The sequence below is a fragment of the Thermus sp. LT1-2-5 genome (genome assembly GCF_040363165.1).
Taxonomy (GTDB): domain Bacteria; phylum Deinococcota; class Deinococci; order Deinococcales; family Thermaceae; genus Thermus.
In genome coordinates this window covers 65,339-82,837 of the sequence record NZ_BSRG01000004.1, presented here as the reverse complement: position 1 = coordinate 82,837, position 17,499 = coordinate 65,339, and the positions used below count along the sequence as shown (strand labels likewise).

The 17,499-nt window shown below is 67.2% G+C and carries 22 protein-coding genes; 8 read left to right on the top strand and 14 right to left on the bottom strand.

Annotated elements, in window-relative coordinates; translation table 11 throughout:
• Positions 1-8 precede the first annotated feature (8 nt).
• The 9 genes from argC to ABXG85_RS05395 all read right to left on the bottom strand — a co-directional run bounded on the left by argC (position 9) and on the right by ABXG85_RS05395 (position 6,919).
• Positions 9-1,043 carry an N-acetyl-gamma-glutamyl-phosphate reductase gene (argC, locus tag ABXG85_RS05435; RefSeq protein ID WP_353512710.1) on the bottom strand — a complete coding sequence of 345 codons (1,035 nt, stop codon included), beginning with the start codon at positions 1,041-1,043 and terminating at the stop codon, positions 9-11.
• The gene (lysX, locus tag ABXG85_RS05430) at positions 1,036-1,881 is read right to left on the bottom strand and encodes a lysine biosynthesis protein LysX (RefSeq protein ID WP_353512709.1); all 846 of its coding nucleotides are present in this window, start codon (positions 1,879-1,881) and stop codon (positions 1,036-1,038) included. The genes argC and lysX overlap by 8 nt, the downstream gene beginning before the upstream one ends.
• 50 nt (positions 1,882-1,931) lie before the next feature.
• Positions 1,932-2,096 carry a lysine biosynthesis protein LysW gene (gene lysW, locus ABXG85_RS05425; protein ID WP_039455264.1) on the bottom strand — a complete coding sequence of 55 codons (165 nt, stop codon included), beginning with the start codon at positions 2,094-2,096 and terminating at the stop codon, positions 1,932-1,934.
• Positions 2,090-2,410 carry a TFIIB-type zinc ribbon-containing protein gene (locus ABXG85_RS05420; protein ID WP_353512708.1) on the bottom strand — a complete coding sequence of 107 codons (321 nt, stop codon included), beginning with the start codon at positions 2,408-2,410 and terminating at the stop codon, positions 2,090-2,092. Before ABXG85_RS05420 ends, lysW begins: the two co-directional genes overlap by 7 nt.
• Positions 2,411-2,419: 9 nt before the next feature.
• Positions 2,420-2,911: a LeuD/DmdB family oxidoreductase small subunit gene (locus tag ABXG85_RS05415; RefSeq protein WP_353512707.1), complete on the bottom strand. Its 492-nt coding sequence runs from the start codon at positions 2,909-2,911 to the stop codon at positions 2,420-2,422.
• On the bottom strand, positions 2,904-4,154 hold the full coding sequence (locus tag ABXG85_RS05410) for a 3-isopropylmalate dehydratase large subunit (RefSeq protein ID WP_353512706.1): 1,251 nt from the start codon (positions 4,152-4,154) through the stop codon (positions 2,904-2,906). The genes ABXG85_RS05415 and ABXG85_RS05410 overlap by 8 nt, the downstream gene beginning before the upstream one ends.
• Positions 4,155-4,267: 113 nt before the next feature.
• Positions 4,268-5,398, bottom strand: coding sequence for a homocitrate synthase (lysS, locus tag ABXG85_RS05405; RefSeq protein WP_353512705.1), 1,131 nt, complete (start codon positions 5,396-5,398; stop codon positions 4,268-4,270).
• A gap of 144 nt (positions 5,399-5,542) precedes the next feature.
• Positions 5,543-6,334: an isoprenyl transferase gene (locus tag ABXG85_RS05400; protein WP_353512704.1), complete on the bottom strand. Its 792-nt coding sequence runs from the start codon at positions 6,332-6,334 to the stop codon at positions 5,543-5,545.
• Between the two features lie 42 nt (positions 6,335-6,376).
• Entirely contained in the window at positions 6,377-6,919 is a 543-nt protein-coding gene (locus ABXG85_RS05395; RefSeq protein ID WP_353512703.1) for an NAD(P)/FAD-dependent oxidoreductase, read from the bottom strand.
• 44 nt (positions 6,920-6,963) lie between these two features.
• Here ABXG85_RS05395 and ABXG85_RS05390 point away from each other — a divergent pair, with 44 nt between their 5' ends.
• From ABXG85_RS05390 to ABXG85_RS05380, 3 genes are read left to right on the top strand one after another with little or no spacing between them, the layout of a single operon-like run.
• The gene (locus tag ABXG85_RS05390) at positions 6,964-8,292 is read left to right on the top strand and encodes a PASTA domain-containing protein (protein ID WP_353512702.1); all 1,329 of its coding nucleotides are present in this window, start codon (positions 6,964-6,966) and stop codon (positions 8,290-8,292) included.
• Positions 8,280-8,618 carry a YraN family protein gene (locus ABXG85_RS05385; RefSeq protein WP_353512701.1) on the top strand — a complete coding sequence of 113 codons (339 nt, stop codon included), beginning with the start codon at positions 8,280-8,282 and terminating at the stop codon, positions 8,616-8,618. The genes ABXG85_RS05390 and ABXG85_RS05385 overlap by 13 nt, the downstream gene beginning before the upstream one ends.
• Positions 8,619-8,664: 46 nt before the next feature.
• Positions 8,665-10,452 (top strand): menaquinone biosynthesis decarboxylase, encoded by a 1,788-nt coding sequence (locus ABXG85_RS05380; RefSeq protein WP_353512700.1) that lies wholly within the window; start codon positions 8,665-8,667, stop codon positions 10,450-10,452.
• Here the strand turns inward: ABXG85_RS05380 and ABXG85_RS05375 are convergent.
• Together ABXG85_RS05375 and ABXG85_RS05370 are read right to left on the bottom strand one after the other, a co-directional pair.
• Positions 10,449-11,396 carry an HD-GYP domain-containing protein gene (locus tag ABXG85_RS05375; RefSeq protein WP_353512699.1) on the bottom strand — a complete coding sequence of 316 codons (948 nt, stop codon included), beginning with the start codon at positions 11,394-11,396 and terminating at the stop codon, positions 10,449-10,451. The two genes, ABXG85_RS05380 and ABXG85_RS05375, sit on opposite strands and share 4 nt — an antisense overlap.
• A gap of 9 nt (positions 11,397-11,405) precedes the next feature.
• Entirely contained in the window at positions 11,406-11,642 is a 237-nt protein-coding gene (locus tag ABXG85_RS05370) for a hypothetical protein (protein ID WP_353512698.1), read from the bottom strand.
• 51 nt (positions 11,643-11,693) lie between these two features.
• Between ABXG85_RS05370 and trmB the strand changes: the two genes are divergently transcribed.
• Positions 11,694-12,629 (top strand): tRNA (guanosine(46)-N7)-methyltransferase TrmB, encoded by a 936-nt coding sequence (gene trmB / locus ABXG85_RS05365; RefSeq protein WP_353512697.1) that lies wholly within the window; start codon positions 11,694-11,696, stop codon positions 12,627-12,629.
• Positions 12,630-12,649: 20 nt separating this feature from the next.
• Positions 12,650-13,720, top strand: coding sequence for a cystathionine beta-lyase (locus ABXG85_RS05360; RefSeq protein ID WP_353512696.1), 1,071 nt, complete (start codon positions 12,650-12,652; stop codon positions 13,718-13,720).
• Between the two features lie 40 nt (positions 13,721-13,760).
• On the opposite strand, the gene ABXG85_RS05355 is transcribed toward ABXG85_RS05360, so the two are convergent.
• Positions 13,761-14,225 (bottom strand): Hsp20/alpha crystallin family protein, encoded by a 465-nt coding sequence (locus ABXG85_RS05355; protein ID WP_353512695.1) that lies wholly within the window; start codon positions 14,223-14,225, stop codon positions 13,761-13,763.
• 98 nt (positions 14,226-14,323) lie between these two features.
• Here ABXG85_RS05355 and ABXG85_RS05350 point away from each other — a divergent pair, with 98 nt between their 5' ends.
• Genes ABXG85_RS05350 through ABXG85_RS05340 form a run of 3 tightly spaced genes read left to right on the top strand, consistent with a single transcriptional unit; the run spans position 14,324 to position 16,379 of the window.
• The gene (locus ABXG85_RS05350; protein WP_353512694.1) at positions 14,324-15,016 is read left to right on the top strand and encodes a sulfurtransferase; all 693 of its coding nucleotides are present in this window, start codon (positions 14,324-14,326) and stop codon (positions 15,014-15,016) included.
• Complete coding sequence (locus tag ABXG85_RS05345) at positions 15,013-15,636, top strand: MBL fold metallo-hydrolase (RefSeq protein ID WP_353512693.1); 624 nt, start codon at positions 15,013-15,015, stop codon at positions 15,634-15,636. Before ABXG85_RS05350 ends, ABXG85_RS05345 begins: the two co-directional genes overlap by 4 nt.
• Positions 15,624-16,379, top strand: a complete 756-nt coding sequence (locus ABXG85_RS05340; protein ID WP_353512692.1) for a zinc ribbon domain-containing protein — start codon at positions 15,624-15,626, stop codon at positions 16,377-16,379. Before ABXG85_RS05345 ends, ABXG85_RS05340 begins: the two co-directional genes overlap by 13 nt.
• Here the strand turns inward: ABXG85_RS05340 and ABXG85_RS05335 are convergent.
• Complete coding sequence (locus ABXG85_RS05335) at positions 16,376-16,804, bottom strand: OsmC family protein (protein ID WP_353512691.1); 429 nt, start codon at positions 16,802-16,804, stop codon at positions 16,376-16,378. The genes ABXG85_RS05340 and ABXG85_RS05335 overlap by 4 nt on opposite strands.
• 75 nt (positions 16,805-16,879) lie before the next feature.
• Positions 16,880-17,470 (bottom strand): DUF981 domain-containing protein, encoded by a 591-nt coding sequence (locus tag ABXG85_RS05330; protein ID WP_353512690.1) that lies wholly within the window; start codon positions 17,468-17,470, stop codon positions 16,880-16,882.
• Positions 17,471-17,499: the final 29 nt, after the last annotated feature.

The window sequence follows — 17,499 nt, the reverse complement described above, 5'->3', positions numbered from 1 at the left end:
TGCGCCTCCTAGGGGTGGAGCCCGGGGAAGTCCAGGCCCAGGGTTTCCGGCCAGCCCATGCGGATGTTCAGGGCCTGCAGGGCGTGGCCGGCGGTGCCCTTCACCAGGTTGTCGATGGCGGTCATGACCACCAGCCTGCCCGTGTCCTCCTCCAGCTCAAAGCCGATGTCGGCGTAGTTGGTGCCCTGGACGAACCGGGGGTCGGGATAGCGGTGAATGCCCTTCTTCTGCTTGACGAGGCGGACAAAGGGCTCGGTCCCGTAGGCCTCGCGGTAGGCCTGCCACACGTCCCGCTCGCTCCAGCCGTCCTGCAAAAAGCACTGGGCGGTCATGAGGATGCCCCGCACCCGGTCGGTGGCGATGGCGGTGAGGTGGACCTCGGGGCGGCCGGGGAGGTTTTCCACCACCTCGGCGGTGTGGCGGTGGCCCGTGGGCTTGTAGACCCGGAGGGAGCCCGCCCTTTCCGGGTGGTGGCTTGCCGGGGTAGCCTCGGCCCCGGCGGCGGAGGTGGAGATGAGGAGGGTGACGAAGATGGGCGAGGGCTTCAGCACCCCCCCTTTGAGGAGGGGGTAGAGCCCAAGGAGGGTGGCGGTGGCGTTGCACCCCGCCCCCGCCATCCAGTCCGCCCCCTTTAGGGCCTCCCGGTGGAGCTCGGGGACGGCGTAGACGAAGCGGCCCAGGAGGTCGGGCCTGGGGTGGTCCCCGTAGTACTTGCGGTAGAGCTCGAGGTCCTTCAGGCGGAAGTCGGCGGAGAGGTCTAGGAGGATGGGGGCCAAGGCGGCGTAGCGGTCAAACTCCCGGGCCAAGACCCCGTGGGGCAGGGCCAGGACCAGGATGTCTGCGGGCTCCAGCTTTTCCGGGGGGATGAACTTGAGGCTCGTTCTCCCCCGGAGGTTAGGGTGGACGAAGTGCACGGGCTCCCCGGCGAAGCGCCTCGAGGTCACCTGCTTCACCTCCAAATAGGGGTGGGAAAGGGCCAGGCGCAAGAACTCCCCTCCGGCGTACCCCGAGGCCCCCACGATGGAGATCGTCCTCCTATCCACGGGCCACCTCCCAGGCGTAGCGCAGGATCTCCCCGGGGATGTCCACCCCCGTGGTGTGCACCGAGTTCTTGAACTCCATGGTGTGGTTCACCTCGTTCACCAAAAGCCCCCGCTCGGACTCAAAGAGGTCGATGGCCACCACCCCGCCCCCCACGGCCTGGGCCGCCCGCACGGAAAGCTCGGCGAGCTCCTCGGTGAGGGGGCAGTTTTCCGCCTGGCCGCCCCGGGCGGTGTTGGTGATCCAGTGGGGGCTTTTGCGGTAGATGGCGGCGATGGCCCTATCCCCCACCACGAAGACCCGGATGTCCCGCCCGGGCTTTTTCACGTACTCCTGCAGGTAGAGGAGCTGGTGCTGGAAGCCCCCCAGAACCTCCTTGTGCTCCAGGATGGCCTCCGCCGCTTCCCGGTCGGTGATCTTGGCGAGAAGCCTCCCCCAGCTCCCGATCACCGGCTTGAGGACCACGGGGTAACCCCAGGCCTCCATGAGCTTTAGGGCCTCCTCGGTATCGGTGAGGAGAGCGGTTTTGGGCTGGGGCACCCCAAAGCGGGCCAGGGCCACGCTGGTGGCCCACTTGTCCCCGCAGGTCTCCATCACCTCGGGGCGGTTGACCACCGGGATGCCCAAGGCGGTGAGGTAGCGGGCCACAGCCAGGCCCCGGCTTTGGCTCACGCACCGCTCCAGGGCCACCGTGACCCCCTCTAGCTCCTTGGGCCTTTCCCCCAGGACCATGGGCAGGGCGGGAACGTACACCTTCTTGTAGGGGATGCCCAGGGCCTCGGCCCGCTCAAAGAGCATCCTCTCGTCGGGGCGGATGCGGTCGTAAAGGATGGCCAGCATGGCTTTAGAAAGGGGGAAGGCCTTCTGGCCTTCCCCGAGGCTTCATGGGCTCACTCGCCCCAGTCCTCCGCCTCCTCGGGGGCGGGCTCGAGGCGCAAGGGGTCAAGCCCCACCACCTCTAACTCGGCGCCGCAGTCCTCGCAGACCACAAGCTCCCCCAGCTCGGGGTTCTCCAAACGGATCTCGGCTCCGCACTCCGGGCACGTGGCTACCATTCCTCGTCCTCCTCTTCTTCCACTTCGCTCCAGTCGGGGACAAAGCTAAAGCCGCACTCGGGGCACTGCACCTCTTGGCCTTGGTCCTCCTCGGACACCTCAAAGGTGTAGCCGCAACGGGGGCAGTCCACGAAGAAGCCCTCCAGGCCCTCCTCCGTCACCTCCACCTCCAAGGGGTCCAGGGAGGTCACCTCCAAAAAGGCCCCGCAGGCCTCGCACTCCAAGACGTCCCCCACCTCGAGGGTCTCCAGGTCCTCGGCCAGCACCACGCTGGCCTCGCCGCACACCGGACAGACGATCTCTAGGTCCTCCATGACCAGAGTTTACTCCCCCGGGAAGCGCCCGTGCTTCTTGTAGTAGTCCAGAAGCGACCCCTCCTTGAGCGCCTCTAGGAGGAAGGGGGGTGGGGGGCGGAGGAGAAAGCGCTCCCCTCCCCTTTGCAAAACCCCCCGCTCCAGGTCCAGCTCCACCTCCTCGCCGTCCTCTAGCGCATCCACCACCTCCTCCGACTCGAAGGGGATGATCCCCAGGTTCACCAGATTGCGGAAGAAGATGCGGGCGTAGCTTTTGGCGATCACCGCCCGGATCCCCAGGCGCTTTAGCGCCTCGGGGGCGTACTCGCGGCTGGAGCCAAGCCCGGCGTTCCGGCCGAAGACCAGGAGGTCCCCGGGGCGCACCTCCTGGGCGAACTCGGGCCTTAGGTGGGCGAAGGCGAACTGGTGGAAGCGGTCCTCCCCCACCATGAAGGGGGCGTACTTCCCCGGCAGGATGTCATCGGTGTTGATCTGGTCGCCGAACTTCCAGACCCTAGGCATGGTTCACCTCTAGCTCCTCCGGCGTGGTCAGGTAGCCCGCCACGGCGCTGGCCGCCGCCACCCGGGGACTTGCCAGGTAGATCTCGGCGTCCGGGGCCCCCATGCGCCCGCGGAAGTTGCGGTTGGAGGTGGAAACGCACACCTCCCCCGGGGCCAAGACCCCCATGTGCCGCCCCATGCAGGGGCCGCACCCCGGGGTGCCGATGGTGGCCCCCGCCTGCAGGAGGGTGAGGAGGGTCCCGTCCTTGGCCGCCTCCTCCAGGACCTGGCTGGAGGCGGGCACCACCAAAAGCCGCACCCAGGGGGCCACCTTCTTCCCCTTAAGCACCTCCGCCGCCGCCCTCAGGTCCTCGAGCCGCCCGTTGGTGCAGGTGCCGATGAAGACCTGGTCCACCCGCTTGCCCTTCACTTGGGCCACCTCGTGCACGTTGTCCACGTAAAAGGGGACGGAAACCCTGGGGGTGAGGGCGGAAAGGTCGATCTCCACCTCCCTCACGTACTGGGCGTCGGGGTCGGGGTAGAGCCACTCGGGCACCTGGTACATCTGCAAAATCTCCCCGCTCGGCACCACAAGCCCCGCCTTGGCCCCCGCCTCCACCGTGAGGTTGGCCAGGGTCATCCTTTCCCCCCGGGAAAGGCTTTCCGCCCCGTCCACGAGGTGGATCTCCACCGCCATGTAGGTGGCCCCGTCGGCGGTCAGGCGGCGCACCATCTCCAAGGCGGCGTCCTTGGCCGTGACCCCCTGGGGAAGCCTCCCCCGGAAGACCACCTTGACGCTCTCCGGCACCCTCAGCCAGGTGCGCCCACTCGCCGCCGCCAGGGCGATGTCCGTAGCCCCCATGCCCGTGCCGAAGGCGGCCACCGCCCCGTAGGTGGTGGAGTGGGAGTCCGAGCCCACCACGATCCAGCCCGGCTGGGCGAGCCCCTCTTCCATGAGGACCTGGTGGCAGACCCCCCTCCCCACGTCAAAGACCCGGATGCCCAGGCGCCTGCCCCACTCCCGGATCTCCTTTTGCGCCTTGGCCACCTCCAGGTTGGCTGCGGGGGCCACGTGGTCGATGACAATAGAAACCCGCTCAGGGTAGCGCGGGGTGGCGTTCAGGTATTCCAGGCGCTTGAAGAAGCTCCCGGCGATGGAGTCCACCACCATCACCTGGTCCACCTCCACCACCACGAGCTCCCCCGCCCGCACCGGGCGCCTCGCCTTGTGGGAAAGGATCTTTTCCGCTAGGGTCAAGCCCATTCTGCCCTCCTATCTCTCCACCCCAAGGGACGCCGTACCGCAGTTCCCCTCCACCGCAAGGCGTTTTAGGGAGGTACCTTCCTCGGCATCCTCAAGGACGTACGCTTGTGGGCTCATGCCGTGATCCACTCCCTCAGGATGCGGTCCAGCTCCTCGAGGGTAAGCTGCCCTCGGTCCGCCAAGGCCTTGATGTGCTGGGTGATGCGGTGAAGCTCCTCCTCCCCGTAGTGGAGGCCCAGCTCCTCCGCCCGGGCTTTGATGGCGTGGCGGCCCGTGAGCTTGGAGGCGATGATAAGCTTGCGCCTTACGCCAAAGACCTCGGGGGGATAGGGCTCGTACGCCTCGGGGTTGATGTAGATGGCCTTGAGGTGCATCCCCGCCTTGTGGCTGAAGGCGGTCTCCCCGGTGATGTAGTTGTTGAAGGGGATCTCCACCCCCACCATCTTGGCCACCATGCGGTCCAGCTCGGGGAGCATCTCCAACTTGTACTTCTTGCGCACATACTCGGGCTGCAGGGTGTACATGCGGGCCAAAAACCCCCCCAAGGGGGTGATGCCGTTCCTTTCCCCGATGCCCAGGATGGTGGTGTCCACGTGGGTGGCCCCCGCCTCAATGGCCTCGTAGGCGTTGGCGATGGCGCAGCCCGTATCGTTGTGGCCGTGAAACTCGATGTCCACCCGGGGCCCCACCACCCGCCTCACCTCCCGCACCAGGGCGTAGACCTGCCTTGGGGTGGCCACGCCCACGGTGTCCGCCAAGCCCACCCGGTCCACGTAAGGGGCGATGGCCTCGTACACCGCCAAGAGGTCGTGCTCGTCGGAGCGGAAGGTGTCCTCGGCGGAGAAGCGCACTTCCACGTGGGGGGCGTGCTCCCGGATGTAGCCGATCACCTCCCGGGCCTCCTGGATAATCCGGGGGATGTCCCGACCGTGGGCCGCCCGCAGGTACTTGCTGGTGCCGAAGAGGAGGTCAATCCCCTGCACCCCGGTTTCCACCGCCACCTTGGCCGCATCCAGGCGGGTCTGGATGTGGGTCACCACCTTGGCCTTGAGGCCCAAGGAGGCCAAGACCTCTGCGTCCCTGCGGGACTGGGGAGAGGCCATGGGGGTGGTGACCTCTATATACTCCACGCCGAACTCGTCCAAGGCCTTGGCGATCTCAATCTTGTCCTGGGTGGAAAAGTTCGCCCGCTCAAACTGCTCACCTTCCCTCAAGGTGGAGTCTATAATCTTCCATTCCCGCATGCGCCCCTCCCGAAAAAGAAAACCGGCCCGAACTCGGGCCGGGGGATAAGGAACCCTCAGAGGGTTATCCTACCCCCCGGCGGCCGAGTTTTTTGGCACGGGCCAGCATCTTGCCTGTAAGGGTATACGAAGCCCCGCATTTTGTCAACGCCCGAAGCGGCGCTCCCGGGCCTGGTAGCTCCGTAGGGCGCGGAGGAAGTCGATCTTGCGGAACTCGGGCCAAAGGACGTCGGTGAAGTAGAACTCGGAGTAGGCGGACTGCCAGAGCAAAAACCCCGAAAGCCGAACCTCCCCCGAGGTACGGATGATGAAGTCGGGGTCGGGAAGCCCAGCGGTGTAAAGCCTTTGGGCGATCTCCTCAGGGGTCAAGGAGGCCGCCACCTGGCCCGGGGTAAGCCCCTTTTCCTCCGCCTCGAGGAGCAACCTCTTCACCGCATCCACGATCTCCTCCCGCCCCCCGTAGCCCATGGCGATGTTGAGCACCATGCCCTGGTGGTGGCGGGTACCCTCCTCCAGGCGCTCCAAGGCCCTTAGCACCTCCTCGGAAAACCCCTCCCGCCGCCCGATGACCCGCACCCGCACCTGGTGGCGATGAATGCGGTGGTCCTCCGCCATCCGTTCCGCCTCCCGCACGAAAAGGCGCATGAGCTCTTCCACCTCCTCGGGGGAGCGCCGGAAGTTATCGGTGGAAAAAACCCACACGGTGACGGTCTTGATGCCCATCTCCAGGCACCACTCCAGGACCTCGTAGGCCTTGTGCACCCCGAACTCGTGCCCCTTGGTGGGGGAAAGCCCCAAGGCCTTGGCGTAGCGGCGGTTCCCGTCCAGAATTAGGCCCAGGTGGCGGGGCATGGGCCCCTTGCTCACCTCCTTGTGCAGGCGGCGCTCGTAGGCCCAGTAAAGGGGACGGGTGAGGGAAAGGAGGCGGCGGAACATACCTTTCCCACCCTACGAGGGAAGGATGAGAATGGGAAGCCCCTATTTGGCGTGGTCCTTGTAGGGCTCGCCCCGGAGGTCGGAGATGAGCTGCACCGCCACGTAGGCCCCATCCCCGGCGCTCACGATGGCGTGGCCCGGCACCTTGCCCCGGGCCACCCCGGCGGCGTAGACCCGGGGGTAGCTGGTACGTCCTCCCTCGTCGGTGTCGATGAAGGTGCCCCTGCGGTTAAGGCCCAGGAGGGAGGGCAGGGTGGGGTCTTTGTGGGTGCAAAGGAGAAGCCTCTCCGCCTCCACCACCCCTTCTTCCGTCTCCACCTCAAAGACCCCCCCCAGGTCCCGCACCCCCTTCACCACCCCGGGGCGTATCTCGGCCCCGTAGCGCTCGGCGTGCGCCTTGAGCCGGGCCAGGAGCTCCTCTCCGGAAGGCTCGTCCAAAAGCCCTGGGTAGTTGGGAACCCGGCTCACCTGGAGGACCTGGGAGCGGCCTCCGTCCAGTACCAAGGTTTTTAGGCCCGCCCGGGCCAAAAATAAGGCCGCAGAAAGGCCCGAGGGTCCACCGCCCACCACGAGCACATCCCACATAGCGCCTTAGAGTATAAGGCGGTCCAAGGTATAATCGGCGGCGCATGGTCCTGGACGACCGCTACCCGGTGCTGGAAACCCTGGAACGCCGGGAGGGGATCACCCTCTACCGGGTGGAGGGAGGGCTTGTCTTTTTCTTCGACGTGAAGACCCCCGAGGACAAGGAACGCTTTTACCGCTACCGGGCGGCCCTAAAGCGCCTCATGGAGCTCGGCCTCCTCGAGGCCCACGTCTCTGCCAAGCCGGGCCGCCACTACGCCTTCTTCCCGGAAAAGGCCCTTTCCCGCAAGGCCCCGCCCCCAAAGGCCCTCGAGGCCCTGGCCCCCTTGGGCTTTGGCCGGGAGCACCTGGCCATGGGGGAAGACGGGGTGGCCTACCTCTCCCCTTGGCCCCTGGGGAAAAAGGCCGCCCCCCTCAAGCCCAGGCCCCGGCCCCGCCTCCTGGGGGTGGCCCCCGGGGCTTTCCTCCTAGCCCTTGGCGTCTTTTTGCTCTCCCAAGGGCTTTACCGCTACTTCAACCCCCCCGAGTACACCGTACCCGACCTGGTGGGCAAAAGCGCCCGGGAAGCCTTCCTCCTCCTCAAGGACACGGGGCTGAGGCTAGCGGTGGAAGAGGGGAACGACCCCACCCAGCCCAAGGAGGTGGTCCTGGCCCAAGACCCCCCGCCCGGCACCCGCCTCCGGGCCGGCCGCACGGTGCGCCTCACCCTGAACCAGGCCCGGCTCAACCCGGTGCCCGAGCTTGCGGGCCAAAGGCAGGAAGAGGCGGAAGCCCGGCTTAAGGAACTGGGCTTCCAGGTGGCGGGCGTGGCCCAAGCGCAAAGCCCAAAGCCCCTAGGCACCGTCCTCGCCACCTTCCCCCCCGCCGGCACCCCCTTGGCCCCCGGGGGTGGGGTGTGGCTCCTCGTTTCCCAAGGGGCTTCCCCGGGCTCCACCTGGCCCTTGCCTCGGCTCGTGGGGCTTTCCCGCCAGGAAGCCCTCTTCCTCCTCAACGCCGCCGGGCTCAAGGCGGAGGTGGAAGAGGTGCCCTCGGGAGCTCCCCAGGACACGGTGATCGCCCAGGAGCCCGCCCCTGGCACCCCCATGCCCGAGGGGAGCGGGGTGCGCCTTAGGGTGGCGGGGCGGGGCGAGGTCCTCCTGCCCCCTGCCCCCCCATCCCCGCCCGGGGAAAGCGCCCACCTGGAGCTGGAGCTCCCCCAGGAGGCGGAGGGGCGGGAGGTGCGCCTCACCCTCCTGGATGCGGACGGGGAGCGGGTGGTGTACGAGGGGGTGGGGCAGGCGGGGCTTAGGCTCCAGGGCACCTACCCGGTGCGGGGGGAGGCCCGCTTCCGCTTGTACCTGGACGGGGTTCTCTTCCAAGAGTGGGCGCCGTGAAGGGGAGGTGGGCGGAGGAGGTAGCCCTGGCCTACCTGCTGCGGAAGGGGTACCGCCTCCTGGGGCGCAACCGCCGCACCCCCTTTGGAGAGGTGGACCTATTCCTGGAAAAGGAGGGGGTCTACGTGGTGGTGGAGGTGAAGCAGCGGGCCTCCGGGCGCTTCGGCACCCCCCTCGAGGCCATCACTCCCCAAAAGCTCCACCGCCTCCTGCAAAGCGCCCGCTACCTCCTGGGCCGGGACGACCTTCCCGTGCGCCTGGAGGCGGTCCTGGTCCACGGCACCCCCAAGGCCTTCCGCCTAGAGCACCTGGTTTTGGAAGTGTAGGCGGTGCCCTTCCCCCACCCTAGGCCCCTTGGGTAAGCTTAGGCCCGTGTTTAGGAACCTGCGGGCCTACCTAAAGGCCCTGGAAGCCCGGGGCGAGCTCAAGCGCATCCATGTCCCGGTGAGCGCCGAGCTGGAGATCACCGAGATCGCCGACCGCATGGTGAAAGGAGGCGGCCCCGCCCTCCTCTTCGAGCGGGTGGTGGGCAAGGACTTCCCGGTGGCCATCGGCCTCTTTGGAACCCGGGAGCGGGCTGCCTTCGCCCTGGGGGTGGAGGACCTGGACGAGCTGGCCGAGAAGGTGGAAACCCTTTTGGCCCTGAACCCGGGCAAGGGAGGGCTTTCCGCCCTCCTGAGGCTTTTGCCCAAGCTCCCCCTCCTTAAGGGCTTCTTCCCCCGGCGGGTGCACCAAGCCCCGGTGCAGGAGGTGGTCTATAAGGGCGAGGCGGTGGACCTAAGCCGCCTTCCCGTCCTCACGTGCTGGCCCTTGGACGGGGGGCCTTTCCTCACCCTGCCCCTGGTCATCACCAAGGACCCGGAAACGGGGGAGCTCAACCTCGGGATGTACCGCATGCAGGTCCTGGACAAGCGGAGCACCGCCATGCACTGGCAGCTCCACAAGGTGGGCCGCCGCCACCTGGAAAAGGCGAGGAAGCTGGGAAAAAAGCTGGAGGTGGCCGTGGCCTTAGGGGGAGACCCCATCCTCACCTACGCCGCCACCGCCCCCCTGCCTCCCATACCGGGGGTGAGCGAGTTCCACCTGGCGGGCTTCCTAAGGGGGGCCCCCATAGAGCTTGCCAAGGGGCTCACCGTGGACCTTCCGGTACCGGCGGAGGCGGAGTTTGTCCTGGAAGGCTACATCGACCCAGAGGAACCCCTGGTGGAAGAGGGCCCTTTTGGCGACCACACGGGCTTCTACACCCCCATAGACCGCTACCCCCGCTTCCACGTCACCGCCCTCACCCACCGCAAGGGGGCTATCTACCCCGCCACCATCGTGGGGATGCCCCCCATGGAGGACGCCTACCTCATCGAGGCCACGGAAAGGCTTTTCCTCCCCGCCCTGCGCCTGGTCCTCCCCGAGGTGGTGGACTACCATATGCCCCCCGAGGGGGTGGCCCACAACTGGGTGAACGTGAGCCTCAGGAAGGAGTACCCGGGCCAGGCCTACAAGGTGGCCTACGGGATGCTGGGCCTGGGGCAGATGATGTTCGCCAAGGTGATCGTGGCGGTGGACGCCGAGGTGCCGGTGAAGCCGGGCTTCGCCGCGCTTCTGGAAGCCCTAAAGCACGCCCTCCCGGGCCGGGACACCCTCCTCCTTAGGGGCCCCATCGACGTCCTGGACCATAGCGCCCGGGCCTTCGCCTTTGGGGGCAAGCTCCTCCTGGACGGCACGCGGAAACTCCCCGAGGAGGGGGGCGAGGTGCCCTTCACCCCCAAAGCCCACGCCCAGCTTCCTGAAGACAATGAGGTCCTGGCCCAGGGGCAGTGGCCCGGGCTTTGGGGGGTGGCCCTGGAGAAGCGGAGGCCCCACCAGGCCTGGGAGGTGGCGGAGCGGCTTTTGCGGACACCCCAAAGCGCCGGCATCCGCCTCCTCCTCCTCACCGACGCCGACACCGCCCTTACCCCGGAGGAGCTCCTTTGGGCCGTGCTCAACAACATCGACCCCGAACGGGACGCGCGGGTGATGCCCGGGGCGGAAGGGCCCGTCTTGGTCCTGGACGGCACCCGAAAGCTCCCCGAGGAGGGCTTCCAGCGGGTCTGGCCCGAGAAGATCCGCATGGACCCCAAGGTGAAGGCCCTGGTGGAAGCCCGCTGGGAGGAGTACGGGTTTTAGGCGCTACGCAGGGCGCGGTTGCGCAAAAGGGCGCTCTTAAAGGCCCGCACCACCTCGCGGGAAAGCTTGCCCTGGGCCGCTTCCTTTTCCAAAACGCTCAGGGCCTCCTCGGGCTTGGCCGGGGCCCGGTAGGTGCGGACGCTGGTGAGGGCATCGTAGATGTCGGCGGCGGCCACCGCCTGGACCAAGAGGGGCACCGCCGTGATCCCGTCCGGGTAGCCGGAGCCGTCCAGCTTCTCGTGGTGCCAGCGCACGTAGGGGCGCAGGCGGGGATGGGCCTTAAGGGGTTTTAGGATCTCGTCCCCCTTTACCGGGTGTTCCCGGATGAGGCGCCACTCCGCCTCCGTCAGGGTGTAGCTCCCCCGCAGGATGTGGTCGGGGATGCCGATTTTGCCCACATCGTGGAGAAGGGCGCCCAGGTGGAGCTCGTCCAGCTCCGCCCCCTTCGCCCCCAGCTCCTCAGCGGTCCAGAGGGCGTAGCGAGCCACCCGCTCCCCATGCCCGGCGGTGTAGGCGTCCTTCACCTCCACCGCCCGCATGAGGGCGAGGAGGGTGCGTTCCAAGTCCTCCAAACGCTCCTGCAGGCGCCGCCTTTCCAGATGCCCCTTCACCCGCAGGCGAAGCTCCGCCAGGTCCACGGGGCGGTTCAGGAAGTCGTCGGCCCCCGCCTCGATCCCCTTTAGGCGCACCTCCCGCTCCCCATCGGCGGTGAGGAGGAGGACGGGAAGGAGGGGATCCAGGGCCTTGACCCGCCGGGTGAGCTCGAGCCCGTCCATCACGGGCATGTGGAGATCGGTGAGGACCACGTGGGGAAACCTGTCCCGGAAGAGGTCCAGGGCCTCTTGCCCGTTTCTAGCCTCCACCACCTCCGCCTCTAAAGGGGCCAAGGCCCGCATGAGGAGGCGGCGCTGCAAGGGGTCGTCGTCCACTACCATGAGCCGCATGGTTTCCCCTTAGAGAAGGTCCCTTAGGCGGCGGGCGGTTTCCCGGGCCTCGAGGTGGACCCGGTAAGGCCCCACCACCAGGGTCCCGAAGTCCAGGGCCACGGTGGTGGTCTCCTTGCCCAGGTCCTCCCTGGCCTTCGCCTCCGTGGTCAGGGCTTCCTCCCCCAGGAGGCTCTTGGCCAAGGCGGTCTTCCCCACCCCCAATCCAAGCTTCCAAATAGGGCCATAATCGCCTCCCACCCTCATCTTGGCCACCCCCTGTGAAAAGCCTTTGAAAACACCGTATAATGCCCCCTCGTGCTGGTGCGCCCCGCCCTCTTTCCCGCCTGGCCCCCCTCCCCAAAGGACCTCTTCGGCCGGGAAGGTCCCTTGGTGCTGGAGATCGGCTTCGGGGACGGGCGCTTCACCCTGGAGCTCGCCCAGGCCCACCCGGACTGGCTCATCCTGGGGGCCGAGGTTTCGGCGGCAAGCGTCCTAAAGGCCTACAGGAGGATGCGCCGCCACGGGGTGGCCAACGTGCGCCTTTACCACGGGGAGGGCCCCTTCGCCCTGAGGAACCTGGTGCCGGCGGGAAGCCTCGAGGCGGTCATCGTCAACTTCCCCGACCCCTGGCCCAAGAAGCGGCACCAGGAAAGGCGCCTCCTCCAGGAGGGCTTTTTCCGCCGCCTCTCCACCCGGCTGTGGGAAGGGGGAAGCCTCTTCCTCACCACGGACCACGAGGACTACTTCCGCTTCGCCCTGGAGGAGGCGGCCCGGACGGGGCTTTACCGGGTGGAGGTGAAGCCGCCCCCCGAGGCCCACCTGAGGACCAAGTACGCCCTCAAGTGGCGGGAGGCGGGGCGCGCCTTCTTCCACGCCGTCTTCACCAAGATGGGGGAGGACCCCAACCCCTGGCCCCCCATAAGGAGGTACGCCGTGGCCCACGCCCTGATGGAAGGAAAACTGCCCGAGGCCCTGGAACTCGGCAAAACCCCCGTGCCCCTCTCGGGCGGGGTGGCGGTGTTTTTGGAGGCCGCCAAGGGGGCGAAGGGGTTCTACGTCCTCACCCACGTGGAGGAGGAAGACCTCACCCAAGACCTGATCCTGGAGGTGCGGCCAAGCGCCCACGGCATCTACGCCGGGGTGAGCCGCTTTGGCAGCCCCCTCATCACCGAAGGCGTAAAGGGGGCGGTGCGGGCGTTGGTGGAACGCTTGGAAGCTTTGGGCCTGAGGCTAGTCCAGGACCACACCTAGGCCCCGGGTAAGATAAACCCATGACGCTACCCCCCCGCAAGGACTCCCTGAAGTGGAGCGCCTACCCCGAGGACGTCTTGCCCCTTTGGGTGGCGGACATGGACTTCCCCGTGGCCGAGCCCATCGTGCGGGCCCTTAAGGAGCGGGCGGAAGGGTTCTTGGGCTACCCGCCCCGGGAGGGGGACCCCGAGCTCAAGGACCTCCTCCTCCAGGCGGCGGGCCTTCAGGGGGAGGTGGCCTTCCTGCCCGGGGTGGTGGTGGGGCTTTACGCCGCCGTGGCCGCCTTCACCGCCCCCGGGCAAGGGGTCTTGACCCAACTCCCCATCTACCCTCCCTTCCTCGCCGCCATCCGCGAGCAGAAGCGCACCCTCCTCGCCAACCCCTTGCGGGAAACGGAGGAGGGCTACCGCCTGGACCTCTCCGGCCTCGAGCGCCTGGCCTTCGCCAGCCGCCTCCTCCTCTTCTGCCATCCCCACAACCCCACGGGCCGGGTCTTCACGGAGGAGGAGCTCTCGGCCCTGGCCGCCATCGCCCGCAAGCACGACCTCATCCTGGTTTCCGACGAGCTCCACGCCCCCCTCACCTTTGAGCGGCCCCACGTGCCCTTAGCCCACCTCCTCCCCGAGCGCACCCTCACCCTCCTGGGCCCGGGCAAGGCCTACAACCTGGCGGGGCTGCCCATGGGGGCTGTGGTGGGGCCCAAACCCTTGGTGGAAGCCCTAAAGCGCCACCTCCCCCACACCTTCCCCAACGTCTTGGCCATGGCCGCCTGGAAGGCGGCGCTAAAGGAGGGAGGGCCCTGGCTGCGGGAAACCCTGGCCCTCTTGAAGGCCAACCGGGAGCGGGTGGCCGCCTGGGCCAAGGAACTGGGCCTGGTCCACTTCCCCCCGGAAGGGACTTACCTGGCCTGGCTCGGCACGGGGATCCCCAAGGCCGCCGCCTACCTCCTCAAGGAGGCCCGGGTGGCCCTAAACCCCGGGGAGACCTTCGGGGAAGGGTATGACCGCTACGTGCGCCTCAACTTCGCCACCTACCCCGAGGTCCTGGAGGAGGCCCTAAAGCGCCTCGGCGAGGCCCTGCGGAAAGCCTAAAGCCCCCGGGCTTCCCCGGGGGCCTTCGCCCTTTAGTCCCTTACTGGACCACCTGGATGGGGATCCGCTTGGCCCGGGCCTCCGCCACCTTGGGCAGGGTGAGCCGCAGGATGCCGTGGCGGAACTCCGCCTTGGCCTCGTCCCCCTTGACCTCCACGGGCAGGGTGAAGGTGCGCACGAAGGAGCCGTGGGGGATCTCCTGGAGGTAGTAGCGGCGCACCTGGGCATCCTGGGCCGGCTTCACTTGGCCCCGGATGGTGAGCTTATTGCCCTCGAGGCTCACCTCCAGGTCCTCCGGGGCGAGGCCCGGCACCGCCATCTCCAGAACCAAGGCCTCGTCCGTCTCGTAGAGGTCGGCGGGGGCCACGTAGGCCATCACGGGCCGGCCGAAGTCGCCCAAGACCTCCTCAAAGAGCCGATTGGCCTCCTCCAAGAGGGAGAGGGGACCCCAGGTCCTAAAGGGCGTGATCTCCGCAGGACGAGCATCCCTACGCACCAGGGCCATACTCATCACCTCCACTAACACTTATATCACCTGCGTCCTTTCTTGTCAACTATCCTTACCCGGAAGCGCCTACCCTTGCGCCCCCTATAATCAAGGGCATGGAGTTTCCCCCAAACGCCCTCTTCGTAGACACCCGACCCCGGCCCGCCTACGAGGCCGGGCACCTGCCGGGGGCCCGCCACCTGGACCTCTCCGCCCCCAAGCTCCGCCTGCGGGAAGAGGCGGAGCTTTCGGCGCTGGAGGCGGGCCTCACCGAGCTTTTCCAAAGCCTTGGCCTCCAAAGCCCCGTGGTCCTCTACGACGAGGGGCTCACGAGCCGGCTTTGCCGCACCGCCTTCTTCCTGGGGCTTGGGGGCCTCGAGGTGGAGCTTTGGACCGAGGGCTGGGAGCCCTACGCCACGGAGAAGGAGGAGCCCAAGCCCGAGCGCAGCCAAACCCAGGCCCGCTTGCGCCGCGACTGGCTCCTCACCGCCGACGAGGCCGCCCGCCATCCCCTCCTCCTGGACGTGCGAAGCCCCGAGGAGTTCCAGGGCAAGGTCCACCCCCCTTGCTGCCCCCGGGGCGGCCGCATCCCGGGGAGCCAAAACGCCCCCCTAGAGCTCTTCCTCAACCCCGAAGGGCTCCTGGAGAGGCTGGGCCTGACCCCGGGCCAGGAGGTAGGGGTCTACTGCCACTCCGGGGCCCGAAGCGCCGTGGCCTTCTTCATCCTGCGAAGCCTCGGGGTGAGGGCGCGCAACTACCTGGGCTCCATGCACGAGTGGCTACAGGAGGGCCTGCCCACGGAGCCATGAACCCCCATCGCCTGGTCCTAGGCCCCCTAGCGGAAAACGGCTACCTGGTGGAAACCCCCCAAGGGGCGGTCCTCATAGACCCCGGGGACGAGCCGGAGAGGATCCTGGCCCTATTGGCCCAAACGGGCCTCACCCCTAAGGCCATCCTCCTCACCCACGCCCACTTTGACCACGTGGGGGCGGTGGCCCCCTTGGTGGCCGCCTATGGCCTGCCCGTTTACCTCCACCCCCTGGACCTTCCCCTTTACGAGCGGGCCCAGGAGGTGGCCGCAGCCTGGGGCTTCGCCATCCCCAAGCCCCCCTTGCCCGTGGAACCCCTGGCGGAGGGGATGGAGCTTTTCGGGCTAAAGGTCCTCCACCTCCCGGGCCACAGCCCCGGGCACGTGGCCTTCTTTGACCCCGTGGGCCAGGCGGTGTATTCCGGGGACCTCCTCTTCCGGGGAGGCATCGGCCGCTACGACCTGCCTGGATCGGACCCAAGAGCCCTTTTCGCCTCCTTAAAGCGCCTTCTTTCCCTGCCGCCCGAAACCCAGGTCCTCCCCGGGCATGGGCCTCCCACCACCTTGGCCCTGGAGGCCCGCACGAACCCCTTCCTCACAGGGTTAGAATGGGAAGCGTGAACGGGCCGGACGCTCCCCACCGGGGACAACTCGAGGCGCTCAAGGCCCTCTTCGGGCTCCAAGAAAAGGACCTGGAAATAGACAGGCTCAGGCAGGAGGCGGAAAGCCTCCCCGAGGAGCTCCTTGCCGTTAAAGCCCAAGTGGAAGCCTTAGAAGAGGAGCTGGCCGACCTCCTGGAGCGCCAGGCGGAGCTCCGAAAGGAGTACAACCGCCACAGCCTGGACATCGAAGACCTCACCGCCAAGGAGAAGCAGGCGGAGGCGGAGCAACGCCAAGCCCAAAGCGCCCGGGAACAGACCCAGTACGAAAACCGCATCCAGCAGATCAAAGACCGCATTCGCGAGCTTTTGGAGCTCTCCACCCCCATCATGGAGGCCATGGAGAGCCTGGAGGGCGAGATCGCCCGCCTCGAGGCGGAACTCGCCCAGCTAAGGCCCAAGCTGGAAGAGCTGCTGGAGGCCAACCGGGTGCGGGTGGAGGCGCTGAAGGCGGAGATCGCCGCCCGCCTCGAGGAGCGGGAGGCCCTGGCCCAGGGCATCCCTGCTCCCGTCCTCAAGGAGTACGAGGCCATCCGCCGTGCCCGCAAGGGGATGGGCATCGTGCGCATGGCCCGGCAGGGCCAGGTCTTCCGCTGCGAGGGGTGCAACGTGGTCCTACCCACCCATGTGGCGCAAAAAGTGGTCCAGGGGCAGCTCACCCGCTGCCCCTCCTGTGGCCGTCTCCTCTGGAAGGGGGAGGCCTAGACCAGCTTGGCCTGGAGGGTGATCTCCTTCACCGCCGCTAGGGCGCGGGAAACAGGGCAACCCTCCTTGGCCGCCTGGGCAATCTCCTGAAACTTCTCCGGGCTAATCCCGGGCACCTCCGCCTCGGTCAGGAGCTCAATCCGGGTGATGGTGGCCTTTCCTTCCACCATCTCCAGGTGCACCTTGGCCTCGGTGGAAACCCGCTTGGGGGGGAAGCCCTCCCGTTCCAGGCTCGCAGCCAGGGCCATGGAGAAGCAGCCCGCATGGGCCGCGGCGATGAGCTCTTCCGGGTTCGTGCCCTCTCCTTCTTCAAAGCGCGAGGGGAAGGAGTAAGGCCCCTCAAAGGCTTGGCTCTGGAGCCGCATAAGACCCTTGCCTTGGCGGAGTCCGCCTTCCCATACCGCATTTGCCTTGCGTATCGGCATACTACCCTCCTTCGTGCAAAGACTACCCCATGCCCAGAAGCGCTTTGGGCATGGGGACACAAATCCTTTGCCTTGTTAGCCTCCGCCCCCCACGGCGCTGGCGATGTGGTCGTAGTAGGCCATAAAGCCGGTGAGAAAGGCACCCAGAGCCATCAGGCCCAGGACCAAAGCCCCCAGATACGCCCAGGCGCGCCGCGCTTCCGGGCGGCTATAGGCGTAAAAAAGAATGCCGATCGCCGCCATCCCAGCTGCCCCCCACATAATGGCGGTGAGGGGTGGATTCCGGGTTAAACCGAAGTCCAAAACCGCCCGCGCCCCCTGTAGGAAGTAAAGCCCGAGGAAAGCCGACGGCCAGGCCAAGGCCTTAAGCTCAAACCCCTGGTAAAGGTAAAACCCCGCCAGAACCATCATCAAGGCGAAAAGGCCCGTGGCCACTCCGAAAAGCTCCGTATACTGGGGCACCGAGCGGCCTGCCCAGTTAGTCCAGTAAAGCTGGGCTACAGCCCCCAGGGCGAAAACCCCTAGAGCGAAAAAGAGGGGGCCGTAAAGCCGCCCCAATGTCTTCTCGTCCCCACCCCGGGCCAAGGCGAGGAGGTAAGCCACCCCCGAAACCCCTGCTGCCGTCACTAACCCGAGCACGAAAACCAGCGGATTGTAGCTTCCCATACCTCTTTACCTCCTACGTTCAAGGTAGC

What these genes read in the sequence shown, in the direction of transcription:
- lysX (WP_353512709.1), bottom strand. Translation starts at nt 1,881, where the DNA reads ATGCTGGCCATCCTTTACGACCGCATCCGCCCCGACGAGAGGATGCTC.
- lysW (WP_039455264.1), bottom strand. Translation starts at nt 2,096, where the DNA reads ATGGTAGCCACGTGCCCGGAGTGCGGAGCCGAGATCCGTTTGGAGAAC.
- ABXG85_RS05420 (WP_353512708.1), bottom strand. Translation starts at nt 2,410, where the DNA reads ATGGAGGACCTAGAGATCGTCTGTCCGGTGTGCGGCGAGGCCAGCGTG.
- ABXG85_RS05415 (WP_353512707.1), bottom strand. Translation starts at nt 2,911, where the DNA reads ATGCCTAGGGTCTGGAAGTTCGGCGACCAGATCAACACCGATGACATC.
- ABXG85_RS05410 (WP_353512706.1), bottom strand. Translation starts at nt 4,154, where the DNA reads ATGGGCTTGACCCTAGCGGAAAAGATCCTTTCCCACAAGGCGAGGCGC.
- lysS (WP_353512705.1), bottom strand. Translation starts at nt 5,398, where the DNA reads ATGCGGGAATGGAAGATTATAGACTCCACCTTGAGGGAAGGTGAGCAG.
- ABXG85_RS05400 (WP_353512704.1), bottom strand. Translation starts at nt 6,334, where the DNA reads ATGTTCCGCCGCCTCCTTTCCCTCACCCGTCCCCTTTACTGGGCCTAC.
- ABXG85_RS05395 (WP_353512703.1), bottom strand. Translation starts at nt 6,919, where the DNA reads ATGTGGGATGTGCTCGTGGTGGGCGGTGGACCCTCGGGCCTTTCTGCG.
- ABXG85_RS05390 (WP_353512702.1), top strand. Translation starts at nt 6,964, where the DNA reads ATGGTCCTGGACGACCGCTACCCGGTGCTGGAAACCCTGGAACGCCGG.
- ABXG85_RS05375 (WP_353512699.1), bottom strand. Translation starts at nt 11,396, where the DNA reads ATGCGGCTCATGGTAGTGGACGACGACCCCTTGCAGCGCCGCCTCCTC.
- ABXG85_RS05370 (WP_353512698.1), bottom strand. Translation starts at nt 11,642, where the DNA reads ATGAGGGTGGGAGGCGATTATGGCCCTATTTGGAAGCTTGGATTGGGG.
- ABXG85_RS05360 (WP_353512696.1), top strand. Translation starts at nt 12,650, where the DNA reads ATGACGCTACCCCCCCGCAAGGACTCCCTGAAGTGGAGCGCCTACCCC.
- ABXG85_RS05355 (WP_353512695.1), bottom strand. Translation starts at nt 14,225, where the DNA reads ATGGCCCTGGTGCGTAGGGATGCTCGTCCTGCGGAGATCACGCCCTTT.
- ABXG85_RS05350 (WP_353512694.1), top strand. Translation starts at nt 14,324, where the DNA reads ATGGAGTTTCCCCCAAACGCCCTCTTCGTAGACACCCGACCCCGGCCC.
- ABXG85_RS05345 (WP_353512693.1), top strand. Translation starts at nt 15,013, where the DNA reads ATGAACCCCCATCGCCTGGTCCTAGGCCCCCTAGCGGAAAACGGCTAC.
- ABXG85_RS05340 (WP_353512692.1), top strand. Translation starts at nt 15,624, where the DNA reads ATGGGAAGCGTGAACGGGCCGGACGCTCCCCACCGGGGACAACTCGAG.
- ABXG85_RS05335 (WP_353512691.1), bottom strand. Translation starts at nt 16,804, where the DNA reads ATGCCGATACGCAAGGCAAATGCGGTATGGGAAGGCGGACTCCGCCAA.
- ABXG85_RS05330 (WP_353512690.1), bottom strand. Translation starts at nt 17,470, where the DNA reads ATGGGAAGCTACAATCCGCTGGTTTTCGTGCTCGGGTTAGTGACGGCA.